Genomic DNA, 20,436 nt, shown 5'->3' on the forward strand with positions numbered 1-20,436 from the left:
AGGGCGGCCAGGAGCGCGACGGCCCCCCACGCCGCCCAGGTGTGCGCCGGCCGTGTCCGCCCGTCTGCGTCGTCCTCCTGTGCGGCCGGCTGCTGCCAAGTGCTCGGGTTCCGGCTTGTGTGCCCTGTCTGCCACGAGCGGCCGAGCAACGAGCTCACACAGCAGGAGGACCTTCATGACTACACCCACACTCCAGCCGGGCCTCCCGGCCCTGCCGCTCGCGATCGGGCCGCTGCTGCTCGGCGTGGTGCCGGCCACGGGGCCGACCACGGGCGGCAACACGGTGCAGCTGGTCGGTCTCGGCCTCGGCGGCGCCACCAGCGTCCTCTTCGGGGGAACGTCGGCGACCATCGTCGCGCAGGACCCGCTGGGGCTGACCCTCACGGTCCTGGCCCCGGCGCACGCCGCGGGTACGGTGCAGGTCACCGTCACCAACCCGGCCGGTACCAGCAACCCGGCGTCGTACACCTACCTCGTGGCGGGCCCTCCGGCGGCCGCGTCCATCAGCCCCAACTCCGGGCCGACCGCGGGCGGCCAGCCGTTCGCCATCGTCGGTTCGAACCTTCAGGGCGCCACCGTCACCATCGGCGGCAGCGCGGCGACCGTGCTGGGCACGGACCCCACCGGCTCCGTCCTGTTCGGTGTCACGCCGGCCGGGCCGCCCGCCGGGGGCAATGTCCCGGTCGTGGTGACGACCGCGGGCGGCACCGCGACCGTCCCGGGCGGTTACACCTACCTGCAGCTGCCTCCGACGGTCACCGGAACGGTGACGCCGGCCACCGGGTCCGCGGGAGGCACCTTCACCATCGTCGGAACCAACCTCTTCGGGGCGAGTGTGCTCTTCGGGGCCACACCCGCCCCGGGGGTGACGGTGAATGCGAGCGGTACGACCGTGACCGGCACCATCCCGCCGGGCACCAGCGGGACGACGGTGCAGGTGACCGTCCAGACCCCGGTCGGCAGCGTCAACGCCGGGTCGTTCACCTACCTGTGACGGCCCGCCCCTGTGGAGGACGGTCCGGGTCCCGGCGTCCGAGGTCCACCGCTCGCGCGGTCCCCGGCCGGGCCCAGCCGGGCGGCCCGGCACCGTCACTCCGTAGGGGGACGCAGGAAAACGGTTCGGCCCCCGCCCGTACGCCGGGCGGGGGCCGAACTCGCCGGTGGCTCCCCGGGGCTCTGCGCGGGAAGGCGAGGCCCGTCAGGGGGCAGATAGCGCCGGGTGTCCTGCGGGGGCCGCCCGGCGGCGCCGCACAGCAGCGGCAGCGGGAGCCCGGCGTCCGCCATCCATGTCAGGCCCGTATGGCGCAGGTCCTGGCGCCGGAGGTATTCATGGCCGAGCTCGTCCACCACGTCGTCCCAGTGGGTCGCGTCCCGCAGTGCCGCGGCGGTGAACCGGCTCCGGTGCGGGCCGGTGAACAGCCGGGCCTGCGGCCGGTGCCGCGCCGTCTCCAGCCGTCCGGCCGCCAGTTCGCGGGCGGCGGGGCGCAGCGGCACCACCCGGTGGTGCCGGCCTCGGCAGGGGCGGTCGTGCAGACCTTCCGGCTCGGACACGGTGAAGTGCTGGACCTGCCAGGTCCAGGTGCTCATATCGATGTCCTGGGCCCGGAGGGCGGACACCTCGCTGAAGCGGGTGCCGGTCCAGGCGGCGAACCGGACGATGTCGCCCCACCCTTCGTAGCCGTCGGAGGCCCGCCGGACGAGGGCGGTCGCCAGCCGCTCCAGGGCGTCCGCGTCGGGCAGCGCCAGCGACCGCGGTGCGGTGCGCTCGGCCTGCGCCCGCTGGTACTCCTGCTGCCAGCCGGCCACCCGCGCCGGATTGGCGTCCAGCACCCCGTCCCGGACGGCCTGTTCCAGGACGCGGACGAGGACGGCGAGGCTGTTCTTCACGGTGGACAGGCCGCATTCGTCGGCGATCCAGCAGTGCAGGGCGCGGTTGACGACACGGCGGGTGACCTGGCGCACGGGGACATGGCCGATGCTGGGGACGACGCGCAGCCGCCACCCGGCCTGGTAGGGGGACATGGTCAGGGTTTCCAGGCCGTGCATCGCCGCTTCCCACCTCCGTTCGCCGTAGGCGGTGAGTGACATCGTGTGTGTGTCGGTCCCGGGCGGAATCCGGCACCCGGCGTTATCGTTCATTATCGGATCACCCTTGTCTGCTGGGGAGTTATTCGGCCGGCGGGGCTCTTGGCGCGAGGCGCTCTTGAGCGCGAAACCGAAGCCGGGAAATCGTGACCACATCGTGGCTGTGGGCGGTGCAAAAGACCGGGCTGCACCGCACGGACGGTCCGCGCCGACGGCCCTCCCGCGGATCACTCACCGGTGCGGGAGTATTGTGACGCACCTCCAACTCGCTTATGGACAACGGAAGATGCAAGGCGGCACAGGTTTTGGCTTTGTCGAAGTGACTTCCATTGTCACTGTCAGCGGCGGCCGGCGGCGGTCGGGCTATTGACGGCGCGTCGGTTCCCGCTGTGTTCCACCACACACAAGAATGACAAGCGTGGAGCTTGCTGCTGCACACGGTTCTTCATTGCGATCATGTCGGCACAGTGCACAATCCAACGCTGCATCAGTCATGAGTGGAATAAAGGCATCTTCTAAGGCCATTGCGCAAGTTGGTACGAGTTTCCGCTTTTCGCGCTGCTCCGAACGGGTGGCCTTATCGGTTGACTGTTGTAGCGCGCCGAGCCGCATGGATAACTAGTCGCATCCAACCGGTGGGCCGCCCATCCTCTCCGGGGAGCGGCACCTGGCCTACCCGTTGGCCCGGCCCAGCGCCTGGTTGCGGTCAGACCGAGATGCCGTATGGGCGTCCCCGGTAGAGGGTTTTGGATCCGTCAGCCGGTGCCGGCACCTCGGCACCGGCTGATCGGCCCCCACATTCGGATCAGGGGGCGTCATGCGAACCATTTCCACCATTCGCTGGGTCAACGGCGTAGGTGCCTTGATCCCGGCCCGCACCGCGACCGCACCGGAACCCCACCGGTCCGGCGGTGCCCTGAGTCTCCCGATCCCGATGCCCGGCGAGGAATCCGCGCGTTTCTCCGCGGCCGGCCCGGCCCCCGCGTCCGGCACCGTCATCCCGGCGCCGCACCGCATCCACGCTCCGCACGGCAACGGAAGCGCGCAGGTCATGCGCCGGCGCACCACCACTGCGGATTCCCCGGCGGGACGGTGCCCCCTCCCCGTCCGCGGGGAATCCGCCCGGTGTTTCCGCGCCCTCGTACCGGCCGGGGCCGTTCCGGTCCCCGGCTCCGGCGGACGCCCCGTGGCGGCCGGCCCCGGCGTTCGCGGCGGCCGGCCCGCATTCCCTTGCACCGACGGCGATATCGCCCCGAGCGGGAGGGCGGAATCCCTCATCTCCGCCCCGGCGGACGGGAATTGTCTGCCGCGCGGCGCGAATCGCTCCCCCGGCAACGGAAGCGTGACGGTGAACGCCGCCCGCGGCACCGGCACCCGTCCCGCCGCATTTCTCGCGACGGAATGCAGTAACAAGGCCTGAGCGGGCCGGAATCCCGCAGCCTGCCCCGGGCGCCGCCGGGACCGCAAACGGTCACCGATTTACGCCGCGCCCGCACCGTCGGCGACGCCCCCCGACGTCGCCGTCGCCGCTCCATCCGCCGTGCCCGGTGCGGCAGTTGTCATCCCGCCGTAACCGGTCCCGCAGTGATCTGCCACCAGGTCCCCCCACCCCCACCACTGAAGCCTGCCCCCCACAACCCACTGCGACAGAACATCGGGAGAACAGTATGGCGAAAAGAAGAATGGTGATCCTCGTCGACGGGCCGGAGGGAAATGCCCTGCCGCAGCACATGCGTGACGATGCGGGCGACCCGATAAGGCTCCTGCGGGGCAACGGGTACGAGCGTTTCGAATTCTACGGCGAATACGCGGACCTGGGCGGACAACAGGTCCCGGTCTACCGCTGGTGTTACCGCACACGAATCGCCGAGTAGGCGTCGTGCGGCCCGCAGAAGAAAGCGATGTGCAGAGGAGAACGAACATGTTGAACCTCGTGAGGGACGGAGTTCTGTCATGAACCAACGGTCCGGGAACTCCGGAGAACGAAACAAGAACCGCGATGTGGTGGTGACCGGCGTCGGATTCTGTCTGCCCGGCCAGACGGAGCCGGTCTTCACCGCCGACGACATGTGGGCGGTGATCTCCAACGGCCGGTCCTGCCTCAAGCGGGACGAGGTCTACTACGGCTCGGTGGAGCTCACCCAGGAGATGTTCGACGAACGCCTCCCGGATGTGCCGCCGTTCTTCTCCCACCACTACACCTCGGCGCACCGTTTCGGCCTGGTGTCGATGGCGGAGGCCACCACCGATGCCGGGCTGACCACCTACGGCGGCGCCCTGAGCGAGGCGGCGATCCTGGTCGGCCGCGGCGGCGTCGACGCGAACATCGAGAGCTATCTCTCGGTGCTCAGTGCCGACCCCGGCGAGACCAGCGCACCGGACGCCATGGAGCTCTTCGTCGCGGCCCAACAGGCCGTGACACCCTCCGACGTCGCGCTGGTGCAGGCGGCGCTGACCCAGTCCAACGGCCCCTGCTACACCGTCTCGTGCGGCTGCGCCTCGTCCGCCGTACAGATCGGCAACGCCCGGCGGATGATCGCCCAGGGCGAGGTCGACGTGGCGGTCGTGACCGGCGTCGACGTCTTCAACGTCCACCTCATCCAGAACATCCAGCGGCTGCTGAGCGGCGCGCAGCAGACCTATGACGCCCTGCGCACCACCGACATGCCGGAGCTGCTGCCGTCCTTCACCTCCCTCATGCGGCCCTACGACCGCCGGGCGGACTGCATCAACCACGGTGAGGGCGCCGCCACGGTGATCCTGGAGAGCCGTGAGCACGCCGCCCGGCGCGGTGCGCACATGTACGGCCAGGTGCTGGCCACCGCCATGACCCGGGACGGCCTGGCCAACCCCCTCGCGTCCGACGAGACCGGCGCGGAGCTGGTCGCCGCCGTCCGCCGCTGCCTCGGCGACCGGTGGCGGATCGACGACGTGCCGTACGTCCACGGCGGCAGCGACGGCAACATCGTCGTCACCGCCTTCGAGGCGGCCGCCATCCGGGAGCTGTACGGGCCGGAGAGCGAGGTGCTGGTGACGTCCCAGGAGGGCTGCTTCGGCCACAACGGGGCGCCGGCCGGCTGCCTGGGCGTCGCCATGACGCTGATGATGATGGAGCGCGGGCAGGTCTGCCCCACCGCCAACTGCGAGCAGCCGGCCGACGGGCTGCCCTTCGACCCCGTCCCCGGCGTGCGGCCCCGCCCGCTCGACTTCGACTACGCGCTGAGCTTCAACTACCAGGTCGGCGGCGTGAAGAACGCCATCCTCCTCGGCAGTCCGGAAGCCGTGTGACCACGGGCAGATCACCTCCCACATACGGAGACCCCGATGAGCAACGACATGCACGGCTCGCCAGCCGAGTCACGACCCCTCCATGAGACAGAGCCCGTCGCCGTGATCGGCATGGGCTGCCGGCTCCCCGGCGACACCGATTCCCCCGCGGCCCTGTGGCGGCTGCTGGTCGACGGGCGCGACGCCGTCGGCGAGCTGCCCGCGGAGCGCCGGCGCCTGGTTCCCGAGGGCTCCCCCGGTCCGGGGAGCCGGGCACCGACGCCCCGTCAGGGCGGCTATCTACGCGAGGTGACCGGCTTTGACGCCGCCTTCTTCGGCGTCGCGGGCGGCGAGGCCGACGTCCTGGACCCCCAGCACCGTCTGCTGCTGGAAGTCACCTGGGAGGCCCTGGAACACGCCGGTCTCCCGCCGGACCGGATGAACGGCACCCGTACGGGCGTCTTCGCCGGCATCAGCTACAGCGACTACATGGACCAACTGGCCGGACAGCCACAGGAGTTGGAAGGCTCGATCCTGACCAACGGGCACTGCGTGGCGGCCGGCCGGATCTCCTACCTGCTCGGTCTGCACGGGCCCTGTGTGGCGCTGGACACCGCCTGCTCCTCCTCCCTGGTGGCCGTGCACATGGCCCGCAGGGCCCTGGCCGCCGGTGAGTGCGAGGTCGCGCTCGCCGGCGGCGTCACGCTGAGCTTCCAGCCGCGCATCACCCAGTCCTTCGCCCGTATGGGCATGCTGTCGGCCGGCGGCCGCTGCCGGACCTTCGACGCCGACGCCGACGGGTTCGTCCGCGGCGAGGGCTGCGGCGTCGTGGTCCTCAAGCGCCTGGCCGACGCGGTGCGGGACGGCGACCGGGTGCTGGCGCTGCTGCGCGGCTCGGCCACGAACCAGGACGGCTCGTCCGAGGGGCTGGCGGCACCGTCGGTGACCGCCCAGCGGGCCCTGTATCTGGACGCCCTCGCCCAGGCCGGGGTCGACCCGCGGGACGTGGGCATGGTCGAGACCCACGGCACCGGCACCCCCGTGGGGGACCCGATCGAGTTCGCCAGCCTCGCCGAGGTCTACGGCTACGGGCCGGGCCGGTGCGCCCTGACGTCGGTGAAGACCAACGTCGGCCACCTGGAACCGGCCGCCGGGGTCACCGGGCTGATCAAGAGCGTGCTGTGCCTCCGGAGCGGCACCATCCCGGCGAACCTGCACTTCCGGCGCTGGAACCCGGCCATCACCCCCGGGGGCACCCGCTTCTTCGTCCCCACCGAACTGACCGCCTGGCCGCTGCGCACCGCCACCCGGCTGGCCGCCGTGTCCTCGTTCGGCTTCTCCGGGACCAACGCCCATGTCGTGCTCGAACAGGCCCCGGAACGGCGGCCCGCCCCGAGCCAGGACCTCGGCCGGCCCAGCCGGACGACGTCCGAGGTCTTCCTGGTGTCGGCCGGCTCCCCGGACGTGCTGCCGACCGCCGCCACCCGGCTCGCGGACTGGATGGAGAGCGACGGCGCCAACGTGCCGCTCCGCGATATCGCACACACCCTGGCCCTGCGGCGCTGCGCGGGCCGCGGCCGGATGGGCGTGGTGACCTCCGCGCGCCGCGAACTCATCGGGTCCCTGCGGGCCTTCGCGTCCGGGGAGCGGCACCCGGCGGTGGTGACCGGCTCGGTCGGCGCCGCGGTCGAGCGGCAGCCGGTGTGGGTGTTCTCCGGCCAGGGCTCCCAGTGGCCCGGCATGGGACGCGGCCTGCTGAAGACCGAACCGGCCTTCCTCGACGCGCTGACCGAGCTCGACGAGCTCATCAGGGCGCAGAGCGAGGTGTCGGTGCTCGATGTGGTGCGGCAGGGCAGACCCGTGCAGGGCTGCGGCACGGTGCAGCCGGTGCTGTTCGCCCTCCAGGTGGCCCTCGCCGCCACCTGGCGCTCGTACGGCGTCGAACCCGCCGCGGTGATCGGCCACTCCATGGGCGAGGTCGCCGCGGCGGTGGTGGCCGGGGCGCTGACCCTGGCCGACGGGGTGCGGGTGATCTGCCGGCGCTCCGGACTGCTCAGCGATATCGCCGGCAGCGGCAGCATGCTCAGCGTCGGTCTGGACGCCGACACGGTGCGCGCCGAACTCGCCGACAGCGCGGCCGACACGGTGTCGGTCGCCGTCCTCTCGGCGCCCGACTCCACCGTCGTGGCCGGGCGGACCACCGAGGTGAGCCGGCTGGCCGCCGCCTGGGAGGCCCGGAAGATCCCGGTGTTCCCGATCGCGGTGGACGTCGCCTCGCACTGTCCGCTGGTGGACCCGGTGCTGCCGGCGCTGCGCTCGGCGCTGTCCGGACTCGCGCCGCGGCAGCCCAAGGTGCCGTTCTACTCGACGGTCGTCGACCCCGGGGAGACACCGGCCTTTGACGCCGACTACTGGTGCGACAACCTGCGCCGCCCGGTGCGGTTCGCCGAGGCGGTCGCCGCCGCGGCCGCCGACCGGCATGTGGTCTACGTCGAGGTCTCCCCGCACCCCGTGGTCACCCACTCCGTCGACAGCAGTCTGGCCGGTCTCGTCGGGGACCCGGTCGTGCTGCCCACGCTGCGCCGCGACGAGGACGACCAGTCCACGCTGCGGACCCAGCTGGCCGCGCTGCACTGCGCCGGGGTCCCGGTGAACTGGCGGCACCTCTACGCCGAGGGCGAGCTGGTGGACGTGCCCACCGTCACCTTCGACCGCCGCCACCACTGGGCCGACCCCCCGCAGCCCCCGGCCGTCGCCGAGGCCCCCCGGGCCCAGCTGCCCGGCCATCACACCGAATTCCCCGGCGAGCCGGTGCGGCACTGCTGGCGGGCCGACGCCGGTACCGGCGCGCTGCCCTGGCTCGCCGACCACCGGGTGCACGGCAACGCCGTCTTCCCCGGGGCGGCGCACTGCGGGCTGGCCCTCTCGGTGGCCTGCGAGGCGTTCGGCGCGGCACCGCACGAAGTGGAGGTCACCGAGATCCACTTCAAGCACCTGCTGCGGCTGGAGGCGGACACCGAGGTCTCCACCGTCGTCACGATGACGGCGCCGGACCGGGCGGAATGCCAGATCCTCGCCCGGAACGAGAGCGGCGACTGGGAGGCGCAGGCCGACGCGGTGCTGCACCGGCTCAGCGTCCGGCCCGAACTGCGGCCCCGGTCCGTCGAGGACATGAGCCGGCGCCACCCGCTGTCCGTCGATCCCGCCGACCTCTACGCCGGGCTGCGCCGGCGCGGCCTGGAACACGGCCCGGCCTTCACCGGCGTGCGCCGGCTGAACGCCGGCCGCCACAACGACAGTTTCTGGGCCGAGGTCGCGGTACCGCGCGAGGCCAGCAGCCCGCCCCCCGGGCTGCCGGTGCACCCCGTCCTCCTCGATGTCTGCGCCCAGCTCGCCGTGGCGCCCCTGATCAACGAGGAGGACCAGGCGCTGGTGCTGCCGGTGGGCATGCAGGCGCTGCGGCTGATCGGTGACCCCGCGACCGCCGTGTACTGCCACGCGCACGTCAGCGAGATCACGCCGGAAGCCATCGTGGCGAATGTGCGCCTGCTGGACGACAGCGGCGCCGTGGTGCTCGTCGTCAACGGACTGCGCTTCGCACGGCGCGCGGCCTCCCGCGCCACCCCGGCGGTCGACGACTGGCTGCTGGAGATCGGCTGGCGCGCCACCCCCCGTGCGGCCCCCGACGGCGGTCACGCGCCGGGCAGTTGGGTCGTGGTGGGCGAGGCGGACGGCTCGGCCCAGGCGCTGGCCGCCGCACTGCGCACCCGCTGCGCCCGTACGGTCGTCTGGGACCGTCCGCTGGACGACACCTCCCTCGACACCTTCCGGGACGCCCTCACCGGGCGGCTGGCCGCCGCCCTCGAAACCCCGCGCGGGGTGGTGCTGGTGTGCGGCCCCGCGGACGGCGGGGAGCCCACCGAGCAGTCCCTGCGGCGCACCCGCCGGCTGCTCGGCGCCCTCCAGGCCCTCACCGCCACCACGGACACGCCACGGCTGTACGTCGTCACGCGCGGGGCCCGCGGCGTGGTGCCGGGCGACGAGGTCGACCTCGGCCAGAGCGCGCTGCGCGGACTGCTGCGGGTCGGCGCCCTGGAACACCCCGAGCTCCGGCCGGTGCTGGTGGATGCCGATCCGCAGGACGCCGATCCCGAGGAGGTGTCCCTGGAACTGCTGGCGGACGCGGATGACGACGAGGTCGCGCTGCGCGCCGACGGCCGGTACGTGGCCCGCCTGGAGCACGCCGGGACGGGCGGCGGGCAGGAGGAGGCGGCCACCGCGTGCACCGTGCGCTACGGGGTGGACGGATTCCGGCTGCGGGCCGGCCGGCTGGGTGATCTGTCGAGCCTGGAGTACGCCGTCACCGAACGGCGCGCGCCCCGGCCCGGCGAGGTCGAGCTGCGGGTCACCGCCGCCGGCCTGAACTTCCGCGATGTGCTCACGGCCATGGGCCTGCTCCCCGGCGAGACGGATGTCCGCTACCGCATCGGCTTCGAATGCGCGGGGGTGGTGACCGCGGTCGGCGACGGGGTGGACCGGCAGGTCGGCGACGAGGTGATCGCGGTCGATCTGAGCGGCGGCGCCTTCGGGTCGTTCCTGACCGTGCCCGCCGACGCGGTGGCACCCGTCCCGTTCGGCATCGAACCAACCGTCGCGGCGGGGCTGCCGATCGCCTTCCTGACCGCCTGGTACGCGCTGCGCTCGGTCGCCCGGCTCTCCGCGGGGGAGCGGGTGCTGATCCACTCCGCCACCGGCGGCACCGGTATGGCGGCGATCGCGGTGGCCCGGATGCTGGGTGCCGAGGTGCTGGCCACGGCCGGCAGCGAGGACAAGCGCCGCTATCTGCGGGGCATGGGCATCCGCCACGTCATGGACTCCCGCACGCTGGAGTTCGGCGAACGCACCCGTGAGGCGACCCATGGCGAGGGGGTGGACGTGGTCCTCAACTCGCTGTCCGGCGCGGCCATCCGCACGGGCCTGGAGACGCTGCGCCCGTTCGGCCGCTTCGTGGAGCTGGGGGTCCGCGACATCCTGGCGGACGCGCCGCTGGGCATGCTGCCGCTGCGGCACAACATCAGCCTGAGCACGGTCGACCTGATCGAGCTGCGGCGCAATCGCCCGGACACCTTCGCCACGGTGTGGCAGGAGGTCCTCGAAGCGTTCGAGGAGGGCCGGCTCAAGCCGCTGCACTGCACGGAGTATCCGCTGTCGGAGGCCACCACGGCGTTCCGCACGATGGCCGCCGCCGATCATGTCGGCAAGCTGGTGCTGACCGTTCCCGACAGCGGGGAGGCCCCCGCGGTGCTGCCCGATATGGACATGCCCGTACAGGAGGGCGGCGCCTATGTCGTCACCGGCGGGCTGCGCGGGCTGGGGCTGGCCACGGCGAAATGGCTCGCGGGCCACGGCGCCGGCCATCTCGTGCTCAACGGCCGCTCCGCGCCGTCCCCCGAGGTCGCGCAGACCCTCGCCACGGTGATCGGCAAGACCACCAAGGTGTCGGTGGTCCTCGGTGACATCGCCGAGCCGGATGTCGCCGCGCGGCTGGTGTCCACGGCGGTGGCCGACGGATTCCGGCTGCACGGCGTGGTGCACTGCGCCATGGTGCTGGACGACGCGGTGATCGCCAACGTCGCCGAGGACCAGCTGGAGCGGGTCTGGATGCCGAAAGTGGACGGCGCCTGGCAGCTCCACCGGGCCACGGACGGGCATCCGCTGGACTGGTTCGCGGTGTTCTCCTCGATGGCCTCGCTGCTGGGCAATCCCGGCCAGGGCTCCTACGCGGCGGCGAACTCCTGGCTCGACGGGTTCGCGGCCTGGCGCTCGGCGCAGGGCCTGCCGACGCTGGCCGTCAACTGGGGCCCGTGGGGCGAGATCGGCGTCGCCACCGACTTCAGCAGCCGCGGCTACCGCACCATCCCCACCGACCAGGGCCTGGCGGCGCTCCAGACGCTGCTGGCGCACCGGCGGGTGCAGACCGGGGTGCTCCCCGGCCCGCCGGACACCTGGCTGCCGCCCGCCGGCCGCCGTCTCCCCTTCTTCAGCGGGATGTCCGACGACGCCCCGGCGGAGCAGACCGCCCCGGCGGCCGACGGCGCCGAGGACATCCGGGCCCGGCTCACCGCGCTTCCTCCGGGCCTGGCCCGGCGGGCGGCGCTGGAGGAGCATCTGGCGGGCCATGTCCGTGACGTCCTGCGGCTGGGCAAGAGCTCGCTCGACCCGCAGACCCCGCTGAAGTCCCTGGGGTTCGACTCGCTGCTGGCCATGGAGCTGCGGGCCCGTATCGACCGCTCCTTCGATCTGAGCCTCCCGCGGAACTTCGTGTGGGAGCATCCGACGCTGGCCGCCCTCGCCGCCGGTATCGCCGAGCAGCTGGGCCTGGAACTGACGGCACCGTAATTCCCCGGTCATCGGGGCACAGTACGCCCGGCGGGCTGCAAAGCCCGCCGGGCGTCCGTCTGTTCACGGGACCGCGGAAGCGGTAGCATTTCTTCCGCATTCTTGCCGCATTAATTTCCGGCGGCCCTCTCGCTGCCCTTTCCTCAAGGGTATTGCCGAATAATGCGCAACCGTTTTCTTATGGTGATAGTATTTCGCGTCGCCGATATCCCCGGCCGCTACCGATGCCGCACCGTACGCCTTCCCGGGCGGCCGCTCGCGCTGCTTGAATAAATACGGGAAAGAGGGCGGAAGCGGTCCGGTGCACACATCGGAGGCGCGGCGAACTCCCAAGGCCGCCAGGACGGACCCAGCGATGGCGCCGGCGTGCTTCATGAGGCGAAAGCGGCATCGGAGTCCATGAGGCAGGTACGAAAGGGGTAGTCATGTTACCCACCACAATGAATTCGGCCGAAGTCATGGTGACCGCCCGGCATATCGCCGGCTGGCCCGAGGAAAGAGATTCCCTGGTCCCCGCCGACTGCTGGGGTTCCGCGCAGCGCGTGGTGCTGCGTATGCCGGCACTGAAACGGGCCGTACCGGTCTGCCGGAGCCTGGTGCGCTCCTGGCTCGACGGACAGCGGATACACGACGAGGACACCCGCTATCTGGTGCTGCTGGTCCTGTCGGAACTGTTCACCAACGCCATCCAGTACTCCGCCGGCCCCCATATCACCTGCCGGATATGGAAGTCGGAGGACCACCTGCACATCGAGGTCCACGACCGCGGGGGAACACCCTCGGTGCCCCGTATGCGCCGCCCGGGACCGAGCCAGGAACACGGCCGCGGCCTGGAACTGGTCGCCAAGTCCTCCTCGCGATGGGGCCGCAGGGCCGAGGCGGACCACAGCTGCACCGTGTGGGCCGCGGTGCCGCTGGCCGTCGGCGTACCGCACGGCGTGGCGCCGTAACACCCCCGAGCGGCGGGCCGGTTCGCCACCGGCGGCCGGTGCACCTCCGCCGCACCCCTCGCGGGTGGCTCCCTACCGCCGACGGTCAGGCAGGCTCCGGCTCCGCACCCCCTCCCCGCGGGACGGTTCGGGCCCGCCGGCCGTCGGTGCCGGCCTCAGGGGCGGAAGCCGGCCCCGGGCGGGCGTCACTGGGGCACCCGCACACCGCTCTCCTGTACCAGGGCGTCGAATTCGCGTACCGGCGTCGTGTCGCCGAAGGGCCGCAGTTCGTCCATGAAGTGCTGCAAGTACCGTTCCCCCAGCGCCGACTTCAGCCGGCTGAGCAGTGCCACCGCCTGCACGGCGACCTGGCACGCCTCCTCGACATCGCCGGCCTGCACTAAGACGGTGGCCAGCAACAGCAGATCGATGGCCCGGCGCCGTACCCGGGTCCGCGGATGCCGGGCCAGGGCCTCCTCGGCCCGCCGGGCGGCCGGCCGCGGCTGCTTCAGATCCCGGTAGCAGTGGGCCAACTCATCGGCCAGATAGGCACGGTCGAAGTGCCCGATCCACTCGGGACCGCCCCCCGGAACGACCTGCGCCATCGCTTCGGTCGCCTTGTCCGCCAGTATTTTGCACATCCGCGCGTCCCCGAGCATGGCGTAGCCGCGGGCCTCGGTCGCGTAGAACATGGCCTGAGCGGCCGGCGGGGCCTGCCCGCGGGTGCCTTCCTGCGCGGCACGGGCGAGCTGCACCGCCTCCCGGGAGCAGCCGGCGCCGACGGCGAGATGGCTCAGCCCGGCCGCCAGCACATAGCCGCCGTAGCACCGGTCGTCCGCGGCCTGCGCGAGCCGCAGCGCCTGGATGTAGTACCGCTGCGCCAGACCCGGCTGCCCGACGTCCAGCGCCGTGTATCCGGCGAGCTCCGTCAGCCGGGCCGCCGCGGCGAACAGCTGCCGCCCGGTGGTCTCGCCGTAACTCCCGTCCATCAGACCGGACAGCACACTGCTGAGGCAGCTGACGATGACCGGTCGCACATATCCGCTGCCGACCCGGTGATCGAGTTCGGCCAGCGCCTGGGTGGTCGACCGGACCAGCTCCACATCACTGGTCCCCACCCGCGGCCCCAGCCGCCAGTTGCGGGCCACCTGGGGGTCCGGGGAGCTGATCAGCCAGTCCCTGCTGGGTTCGACCAGCGCCGAGGCGGTCATGGCGGAACGCGACAAAAGCCCCCTGGACTCGGCGTCCATATGCCATAGTTCACGGACCTGTTCCAGTGCGTCCTCCACCGTGGCCGCGAAGTGGAGGCCGACCCCGCAGGTCACGCTGTTGCCGTTGGCCATGCCGATTTCTTCCGTCGAGACCGTGCGGCCGAGTTTGCCGCTCAGCGCCTCGGCAATGATGGCGGGCACCCGGCCGCGTGGCCGCTGACCGCTCAGCCACCGGCTCACGGAGGTCTTGTCGTACCGCAGATCCAGCCCCTGCGCCTCTCCCAGGACGTTCACCTGGCGGGCCAGTGCGGAGTTGGACAGTGAGGCTTCCTGGATGAGCGACCGCAGCCGCTGGTTGGTTTGACGCGCGACGAGTGGTCGGGCGGCCATGGTGCGCCTCCAAGCACATGCCGCCAACGATTCACGTTGGCATATCCAGAGAGAACGGGACAGGAAGGTCAATACCCAACAAGCGGGGCTGAATCGCCATGACCAAAGTCAAGTCGCCGCCTGGGCGTTGCGCCCAGTAGCAAAGGTGCATACGGGGGCTCCAGAAGCCCGCCCCTCGCCCGCGCCTGCCCTGCACGCCCCTGCCGTCCCCTCCGGCGCCCAGCGCACCCCACCGCGCACAACCGCCACCACCCGGGCGCGGCCCCACGCGCCCGGGTGAGCCGTACGGACCGGAGCCCCGCACCCCGCGGCGTCACGCCACCATCGGCCGGTCCGTCGGGGCGATGGGGGCCGGCAGCGCGGTGGCGCCGGTGAGATAGCGGTCGGTGGCCGCGGCGGCGGCCCGGCCCTCCGCGATGGCCCACACCACCAGGGACTGCCCCCGCCCCGCGTCGCCCGCGACGAAGACGCCGTCCGTCCCGGCCTCCACCGGCCGCTCGCCCCGCACGGCCGCGAAGCCGGCGTCCCGGGCGAAGTTCCCCCGGGCGTCCAGCGTGAGCCCCAGCTGTGTCATCAGCCCGGTGCCCCGTTCCGGACCGGAGAAACCGAGGGCGATCAGCACCAGCTCCGCCGGGATCACCCGCTCGGTGTCCGGCCGCGGCGCCCGAGCGACCGGTTCCACCTCCGTCAGATGCAGCGCGCGCACCCGGCCGGCCGCGTCGCCCTCGAACCGGAGGGTGGCGGAGGAGAAGAACCGCGGGTCCGTGCCCGCCCGGCCGCGGGCCTCTTCATGGGCGTGCGAGATCCGGTAGACCTTCGGGTAGACGGGCCAGGGCTCGGTGTCCGTACGGGCGTCGCCCGGCTCCGGGTTGATGTCCAGCTGCACCACGGAGGCCGCGCCCTGCCGCAGCGCGGTGCCCAGACAGTCCGAACCGGTGTCGCCGCCCCCGACGATCACCACATGCCTGCCCTCGGCGGTGACCGGCGTCGTGGCGCGGTCGCCCTCCCCGACCCGGTTGGCGAGGGTCAGATACTCCATGGCCTGGTGGATACCGCCCAGTTCCCGCCCGGGGACGGGAAGCTCCCGCCGCTCCGTGGCCCCGACGGCCACCACGAGCGCGTCGTGCCGCCTGCTCAGCTCGATCGCGTCGACCGCGCCGCCGATGTCCATCCCCGTACGGAACTTGGTGCCCTCGGCCCGCATCTGCGCGATCCGGCGGTCCAGATACCGCTTCTCCAGCTTGAACGCGGGGATGCCGTAACGCAGCAGTCCGCCGATGCGGTCGGCGCGCTCGTAGACGGCGACGGTGTGCCCGATACGGGTCAGCTGCTGCGCCGCCGCCAGTCCCGCGGGTCCGGAGCCGATGACCCCGACGCTCTTCCCGCTGAGCCGCTCCGGCGGATGCGGGATCGTGAACCCCTGCTCCCAGCTCCGGTCGGCGATGGTCTGCTCCACGTTCTTGATCGTCACCGGGTCGGCGTTGATGGCCAGTACACAGGCGTCCTCGCACGGCGCCGGGCACAGCCGTCCGGTGAACTCGGGGAAGTTGTTGGTGGCGTGCAGCCGCTCGGCCGCGGCCCGCCAGTTGCCCCGTGTCGCGTAGGCGTTCCACTCGGGGATGAGGTTCCCGAGCGGGCAGCCGCTGTGGCAGAACGGTATGCCGCAGTCCATGCAGCGTCCCGCCTGCTCGGCCACCAGGGGCAGCAGCGCCTGTCCCGCGTAGACCTCGTTCCAGTCGTTCAGCCGCTCCTCGACGGGGCGTGCGGGAACGGGCCGGCGAGGGGCCTTGAGGAAGCCGTGTGGGTCGGTCATGCAGCGCCTCCATCGCTCACTCACGGCGCAATAAGGCGTTCTGCCAGCCTACGCCTGGTTTGTGCGGGTTTCCTGGGCCGATATGGGCGATCGCGGGGTTGATCATGGGCCAGATCTCGCCATCGGGTAGACGCCCTGGGTGTCCGCCCGGTGGCTGTCCGTTCCCCCCGATGTTCACGAAGGGTCGGCCTGCCGCACGGCAATATCGGGCAAAACGCGTGTACCGAGGGCCACGAAGTGTCGGCAGGGAGTGGGCATCGCCCCGGTGAGTTGCCTGATCCGCATATCGATTAGGTCACAGCGGCCGTTAATTTGCCCAGTTCAGAGGATTTTGGTCGTTTCGATCCGTGATCTGGATCACGCTGGCTGAAATTCGCCCGTGGTACATCTTCACGACCACCTGACGGACGTCACCCATGTCCGCGTAGGGGGCGCTTGAGCCGGCCACCGCCGGCATGCAACTCCATCAGCATCCGGGGGGATCGAGACCCGATCCGTCGCCAAGCTAGGCGCGGGTCGGCATGGAGCGGAAAGGCGCACCACACATGACCTCAAAGCAGGTCGGCACCAACCTCGGCGACGGCAGCGGAGCCTCGGGCACCACGCCGGAAGAGGGCTACGAGCGAGGTCTCGGCAGCCGTCAGGTCCAGATGATCGCCATCGGCGGCGCCATCGGCGTCGGTCTTTTCCTGGGCGCGGGCGCGAACATCGCGAAGGCCGGGCCCAGTCTCATCCTCATGTACGCCCTCGCCGGCGTGATCGTCTTCTTCATCATGCGGGCGCTCGGCGAGCTGCTCCTGTATCGCCCCGTGTCGGGGTCCTTCTCGGAGTACGCCCGTGAGTTCCTCGGCCCGTTCTTCGGGTTCGTGACGGGCTGGACGTACTGGCTCATGTGGGTCGTCACCGGCATGGCCGAGCTGACGGCCGCCGCGATCTACGTCCATTTCTGGTTCCCGGACATTCCGCAATGGGTGACCGCACTGGTCTTCCTGGTCTTGCTGTTCGTCGCCAACCTGATCTCGGTGAAGCTCTTCGGTGAGATCGAGTTCTGGTTCTCGATGGTCAAGGTCACCGCGCTCATCGGCATGATCGTGATCGGTCTCGGCGTCGTCACCTTCGGCTTCAGCCAGGCGGGAGACGCCGCCGCGGTCTCCAACATCTGGGCCCACGACGGGATCTTCCCCAACGGCATCGGCTCCAGCCTCATGACCCTCCAGGGCGTCATGTTCGCCTACCTGGCCGTCGAGCTGGTCGGTGTCACCGCGGGCGAGTCCGAGGACCCGGAGAAGACCCTGCCCAAGGCCATCAACACGCTGCCGTGGCGCATCATCGTCTTCTACGTCGGTGCGCTGAGCGTGATCCTGATGGTCGTGAAGTGGACGGAGTTCGAGCCGGGCGTCAGCCCGTTCGTGGCCGCCTTCGCGAAGATCGGCATCCCGGCCGGTGCGGCGATCATCAACTTCGTCGTGCTGACCGCCGCGCTGTCGTCCTGCAACTCGGGTATGTACTCCACCGGGCGCATGCTGCGCGACCTCGCCGCCAACTCCGAGGCCCCCAAGGTCCTCGGCAAGCTGAGCTCCACCAAGACCCCGGCCCTCGGCATCACCCTCTCCGCCGCCCTCATGGGCATCGGCGTGATCCTCAACTACGTCGTTCCGGAGAAGGCCTTCGCCTACGTCACCTCGGTGGCCACCGCGGCCGGTATCTGGACCTGGCTGATGATCCTCGTCAGCCATATCCTCTACCGCCGCGCGGTCGTCGCCGGCCGCCTGCCCGCCTCGTCCTTCCCGGCGCCCGGCGGCACGGTGTGCAGCTGGATCGCGGTGGCCTTCCTGCTCCTGGTGACCTGCCTGATCGCCATCGACCCGGAGAGCCGCATCTCGCTGTACGTGGGTGCCGGCTGGGCCGTCTGCCTGGCCATCGGCTGGGCCGTCCTCAAGGCGCGCAACCCGCACATCGCGGCGAGGTCGACGCACCAGGACAAGCAGCTGGAGTCCGCCGGGCAGCCCCGCGGCTGACCCGGAGGGGCCGCCAAGGCCCCGGACAGACGGCCGTGACGCCGTCGAAGCCCTGACAGGGCGCCCAGGCACGGACAGCCTGGGCGCCCTGTCGGCGTGTGCCGGACCCGACCGGTCAGTCGCGGTACCGGGCCCGGCCCACGGCGGCGGCCACCGTCAGGGGAACGGTGAGGACCGCCGCGGTCAGGAACATCCCTCGGTAGGCGTGGTGTTCCGCAGGGCCCGCGGCGATCGCGCTGGCCAGCGCGCTGCCGACATAGAGGGCCACGCCGAACATCGCGACGCCGGTGGCGCGGGCCGCCGGGGACAGCGCGGTGGCCCAGGACTGGATCGTGGAGTGCATGAACGACCAGCCGCCACCGAGCAGCAGCGCGCACCCCACCAGCGCGGGCACCGACTGGCTCGCCGTGGCGAGGCCGAACGCCACCGCCATCTGCACCCCGCCGACCACGATCAGCCGCACCGGCGTCCAGCGCCCCACCAGCCGCTTGACCTGCTGCGCCGCGGCCATCGAGCCCACGCCGTACAGCGCGGACACCGCACCGGCCAGCGTCGCCGAGGCGCCCTGGGCCTCCAGCGCCGGTGCGAGGTAGGTCAGGAACCCCAGCAGGACGGCGCCTTCGAGCATCGCGACGGCCATGACGTACCACTGCCAGCGGGACCGCAGCACGACCTTGAACGGGGCGAGCAGCGCGCCGGGAGCCGCCCGCGGCGGTTCCGGCAGCCGCCGCAGGGCGACGACCAGGAAGCCGGCGATCACACCGGGGAGGGCGAAGACCAGCCGCCAGCTGACGTAGTGCGCCAGCGCCCCGGCGACGACCGTGGCCACGGCGGTGCCCAGCGCGAACGCGGTCATCAGCTCGCTGAGCGGGCGCTGGCGGACCGCGGCGGGCACGGTGTCCCCGACGTAGGTGATGGACGCGGCGATGGACGCGGCGAAGAACGCGCCGGCCGCCACCCGCGCCACGATCAGGACCGTCGCGCCGGGTGCGAGCACCGAGCAGAGGGCGGCGACGGCGGCCCCGGCCAGCGAGAGCCGCATCACCCGCACCCGGCCCAGCCGGTCGCTCAGCAGCCCCCAGACCGGCTGCATCAGGCCGTAGGCGAGGAAGTAGCCGCTGGCCGCGAGCATCACCGTGGTCAGCGGGACGCCGAGCTGGGTGCCGATGAGCAGCAGCATCGGGGTGATGCAGAAGCGGTCGAAGTTGCTGACGAATCCGGCGGTGCGCAGCAGCCGCAGCGAGGCGGCGGGCATCGGCGGGGCGGCCGGGCCGGTGGCGGCGGCCGGAGCGGGCGGGGGAGTGGTGCGGGGTGCGTCGGCGGTGTCCATGGGGCTCCTCGTGGCGTGCACTGCCGGTGTGGTCGGACCGGCGGCTCCAGCCCATCACCGCGGCCGGCCGGCGGGACCCCGCAGCCGATTACCCTTGCTCACACCCTGGGGCACGGCCGAGGCCCCAGCGGCAGGCCGGCGGTGCGGGGGGGAGTGGGGCGTGAACGACGGCGGATCCGGCGGCCCGCGCCGCGAACTGGGCGCGTTCCTGCGCTCCCGCCGTGAGCGGCTGGCGCCCGCCGACGTGGGGCTGCCCGGCTCACCGCGGCGCCGCACCCCGGGCCTGCGGCGCGAGGAGGTCGCCCAACTGGCCGGGGTCAGCAGCTCCTGGTACGCGTGGCTGGAGCAGGGGCGGGTCCGTACGTCGGAGCAGGTGCTGCGGTCCGTGGCGCGGGCGCTGCGGCTGAACCCGGACGAGACCGCGCATGTGCTGTCGTTCGTGGAGCACGCCGCACCAGCCGAGCGGTCACCGGGGTGGGTGTCGCGCAATCTGCTGTCGCTGGTGGAGAAGCTGGCACCGAACCCGGCCGTGGTGCTCGACCCGCACTGGGACCTGCTGGCCTGGAACGCGGGCTACACGGCGCTGCTCACCGACCTGGCGCGGCTGGCGCCCAAGCAGCGCAATCTGCTGTGGCTGGTGTTCCGCTGGCCGCCGGCCCGGTCGCTGCTGGCCAGTTGGGAGCCGGAGGCGCGGAGTCTGCTGGGCCAGTTCCGGGCGAAGGCGGCCCGGCATCCGGAGGACGGCCGCTATGCGGAGATCACCGAGGAGCTGCTGGCCGACCCGGACGCGGTCCGCTGGTACGGCCGCCGGGAGACCTCGGCGTTCCACCCCGCCGTCCGCCACTTCCGGCACCCGGTGGCCGGGGATCTGCGGCTGCGGTACGTCAAACTCGCCGCCGTGGACCAGCCGGGCCACCATCTGCTGGCCTACCTTCCCGACGACCCGGCGACGGAGGAGGCGCTGACGGCGCTCACCGGGTGAGCCGGCGCCGCT

At 72.0% G+C, this 20,436-nt stretch carries 11 protein-coding genes; 7 read left to right on the forward strand and 4 right to left on the reverse strand.

The window, feature by feature from the left end; genetic code table 11:
* Positions 1 to 175 precede the first annotated feature (175 nt).
* Positions 176 to 994: an IPT/TIG domain-containing protein gene (locus ACZ4XD_RS09015; protein WP_468039690.1), complete on the forward strand. Its 819-nt coding sequence runs from the start codon at positions 176 to 178 to the stop codon at positions 992 to 994.
* Between the two features lie 95 nt (positions 995 to 1,089).
* Here the strand turns inward: ACZ4XD_RS09015 and ACZ4XD_RS09020 are convergent, their stop codons facing one another.
* On the reverse strand, positions 1,090 to 2,088 hold the full coding sequence (locus ACZ4XD_RS09020) for a tyrosine-type recombinase/integrase (RefSeq protein WP_468039692.1): 999 nt from the start codon (positions 2,086 to 2,088) through the stop codon (positions 1,090 to 1,092).
* 1,664 nt (positions 2,089 to 3,752) lie between these two features.
* On the opposite strand from ACZ4XD_RS09020, the gene ACZ4XD_RS09025 reads away from it, so the two are divergent.
* The 4 genes from ACZ4XD_RS09025 to ACZ4XD_RS09040 all read left to right on the forward strand — a co-directional run bounded on the left by ACZ4XD_RS09025 (position 3,753) and on the right by ACZ4XD_RS09040 (position 12,701).
* The gene (locus ACZ4XD_RS09025; protein WP_042154910.1) at positions 3,753 to 3,959 is read left to right on the forward strand and encodes a DUF5988 family protein; all 207 of its coding nucleotides are present in this window, start codon (positions 3,753 to 3,755) and stop codon (positions 3,957 to 3,959) included.
* 79 nt (positions 3,960 to 4,038) lie between these two features.
* Complete coding sequence (locus tag ACZ4XD_RS09030) at positions 4,039 to 5,373, forward strand: beta-ketoacyl synthase N-terminal-like domain-containing protein (protein ID WP_468039695.1); 1,335 nt, start codon at positions 4,039 to 4,041, stop codon at positions 5,371 to 5,373.
* 36 nt (positions 5,374 to 5,409) lie between these two features.
* A complete protein-coding gene (locus ACZ4XD_RS09035) occupies positions 5,410 to 11,751 on the forward strand; it encodes an SDR family NAD(P)-dependent oxidoreductase (RefSeq protein WP_468039697.1) in 6,342 nt (2,113 codons plus the stop codon).
* Positions 11,752 to 12,176: 425 nt separating this feature from the next.
* Positions 12,177 to 12,701 (forward strand): ATP-binding protein, encoded by a 525-nt coding sequence (locus ACZ4XD_RS09040; protein ID WP_468039699.1) that lies wholly within the window; start codon positions 12,177 to 12,179, stop codon positions 12,699 to 12,701.
* Between the two features lie 185 nt (positions 12,702 to 12,886).
* Here the strand turns inward: ACZ4XD_RS09040 and ACZ4XD_RS09045 are convergent, their stop codons facing one another.
* Positions 12,887 to 14,281 carry a transcriptional regulator gene (locus ACZ4XD_RS09045; RefSeq protein WP_468039701.1) on the reverse strand — a complete coding sequence of 465 codons (1,395 nt, stop codon included), beginning with the start codon at positions 14,279 to 14,281 and terminating at the stop codon, positions 12,887 to 12,889.
* Positions 14,282 to 14,594: 313 nt separating this feature from the next.
* A complete protein-coding gene (locus ACZ4XD_RS09050) occupies positions 14,595 to 16,094 on the reverse strand; it encodes a glutamate synthase subunit beta (protein ID WP_468039703.1) in 1,500 nt (499 codons plus the stop codon).
* A 545-nt stretch (positions 16,095 to 16,639) separates the two neighbouring features.
* Between ACZ4XD_RS09050 and ACZ4XD_RS09055 the strand changes: the two genes are divergently transcribed.
* Positions 16,640 to 18,112 carry an amino acid permease gene (locus ACZ4XD_RS09055; protein ID WP_468039706.1) on the forward strand — a complete coding sequence of 491 codons (1,473 nt, stop codon included), beginning with the start codon at positions 16,640 to 16,642 and terminating at the stop codon, positions 18,110 to 18,112.
* A 115-nt stretch (positions 18,113 to 18,227) separates the two neighbouring features.
* Here the strand turns inward: ACZ4XD_RS09055 and ACZ4XD_RS09060 are convergent, their stop codons facing one another.
* Complete coding sequence (locus ACZ4XD_RS09060; protein ID WP_468039707.1) at positions 18,228 to 19,442, reverse strand: MFS transporter; 1,215 nt, start codon at positions 19,440 to 19,442, stop codon at positions 18,228 to 18,230.
* Positions 19,443 to 19,602: 160 nt separating this feature from the next.
* On the opposite strand from ACZ4XD_RS09060, the gene ACZ4XD_RS09065 reads away from it, so the two are divergent.
* Positions 19,603 to 20,424 carry a helix-turn-helix domain-containing protein gene (locus ACZ4XD_RS09065; protein WP_468039709.1) on the forward strand — a complete coding sequence of 274 codons (822 nt, stop codon included), beginning with the start codon at positions 19,603 to 19,605 and terminating at the stop codon, positions 20,422 to 20,424.
* Positions 20,425 to 20,436: the final 12 nt, after the last annotated feature.

Source organism: Streptomyces sp. NPDC029466, assembly GCF_055574515.1.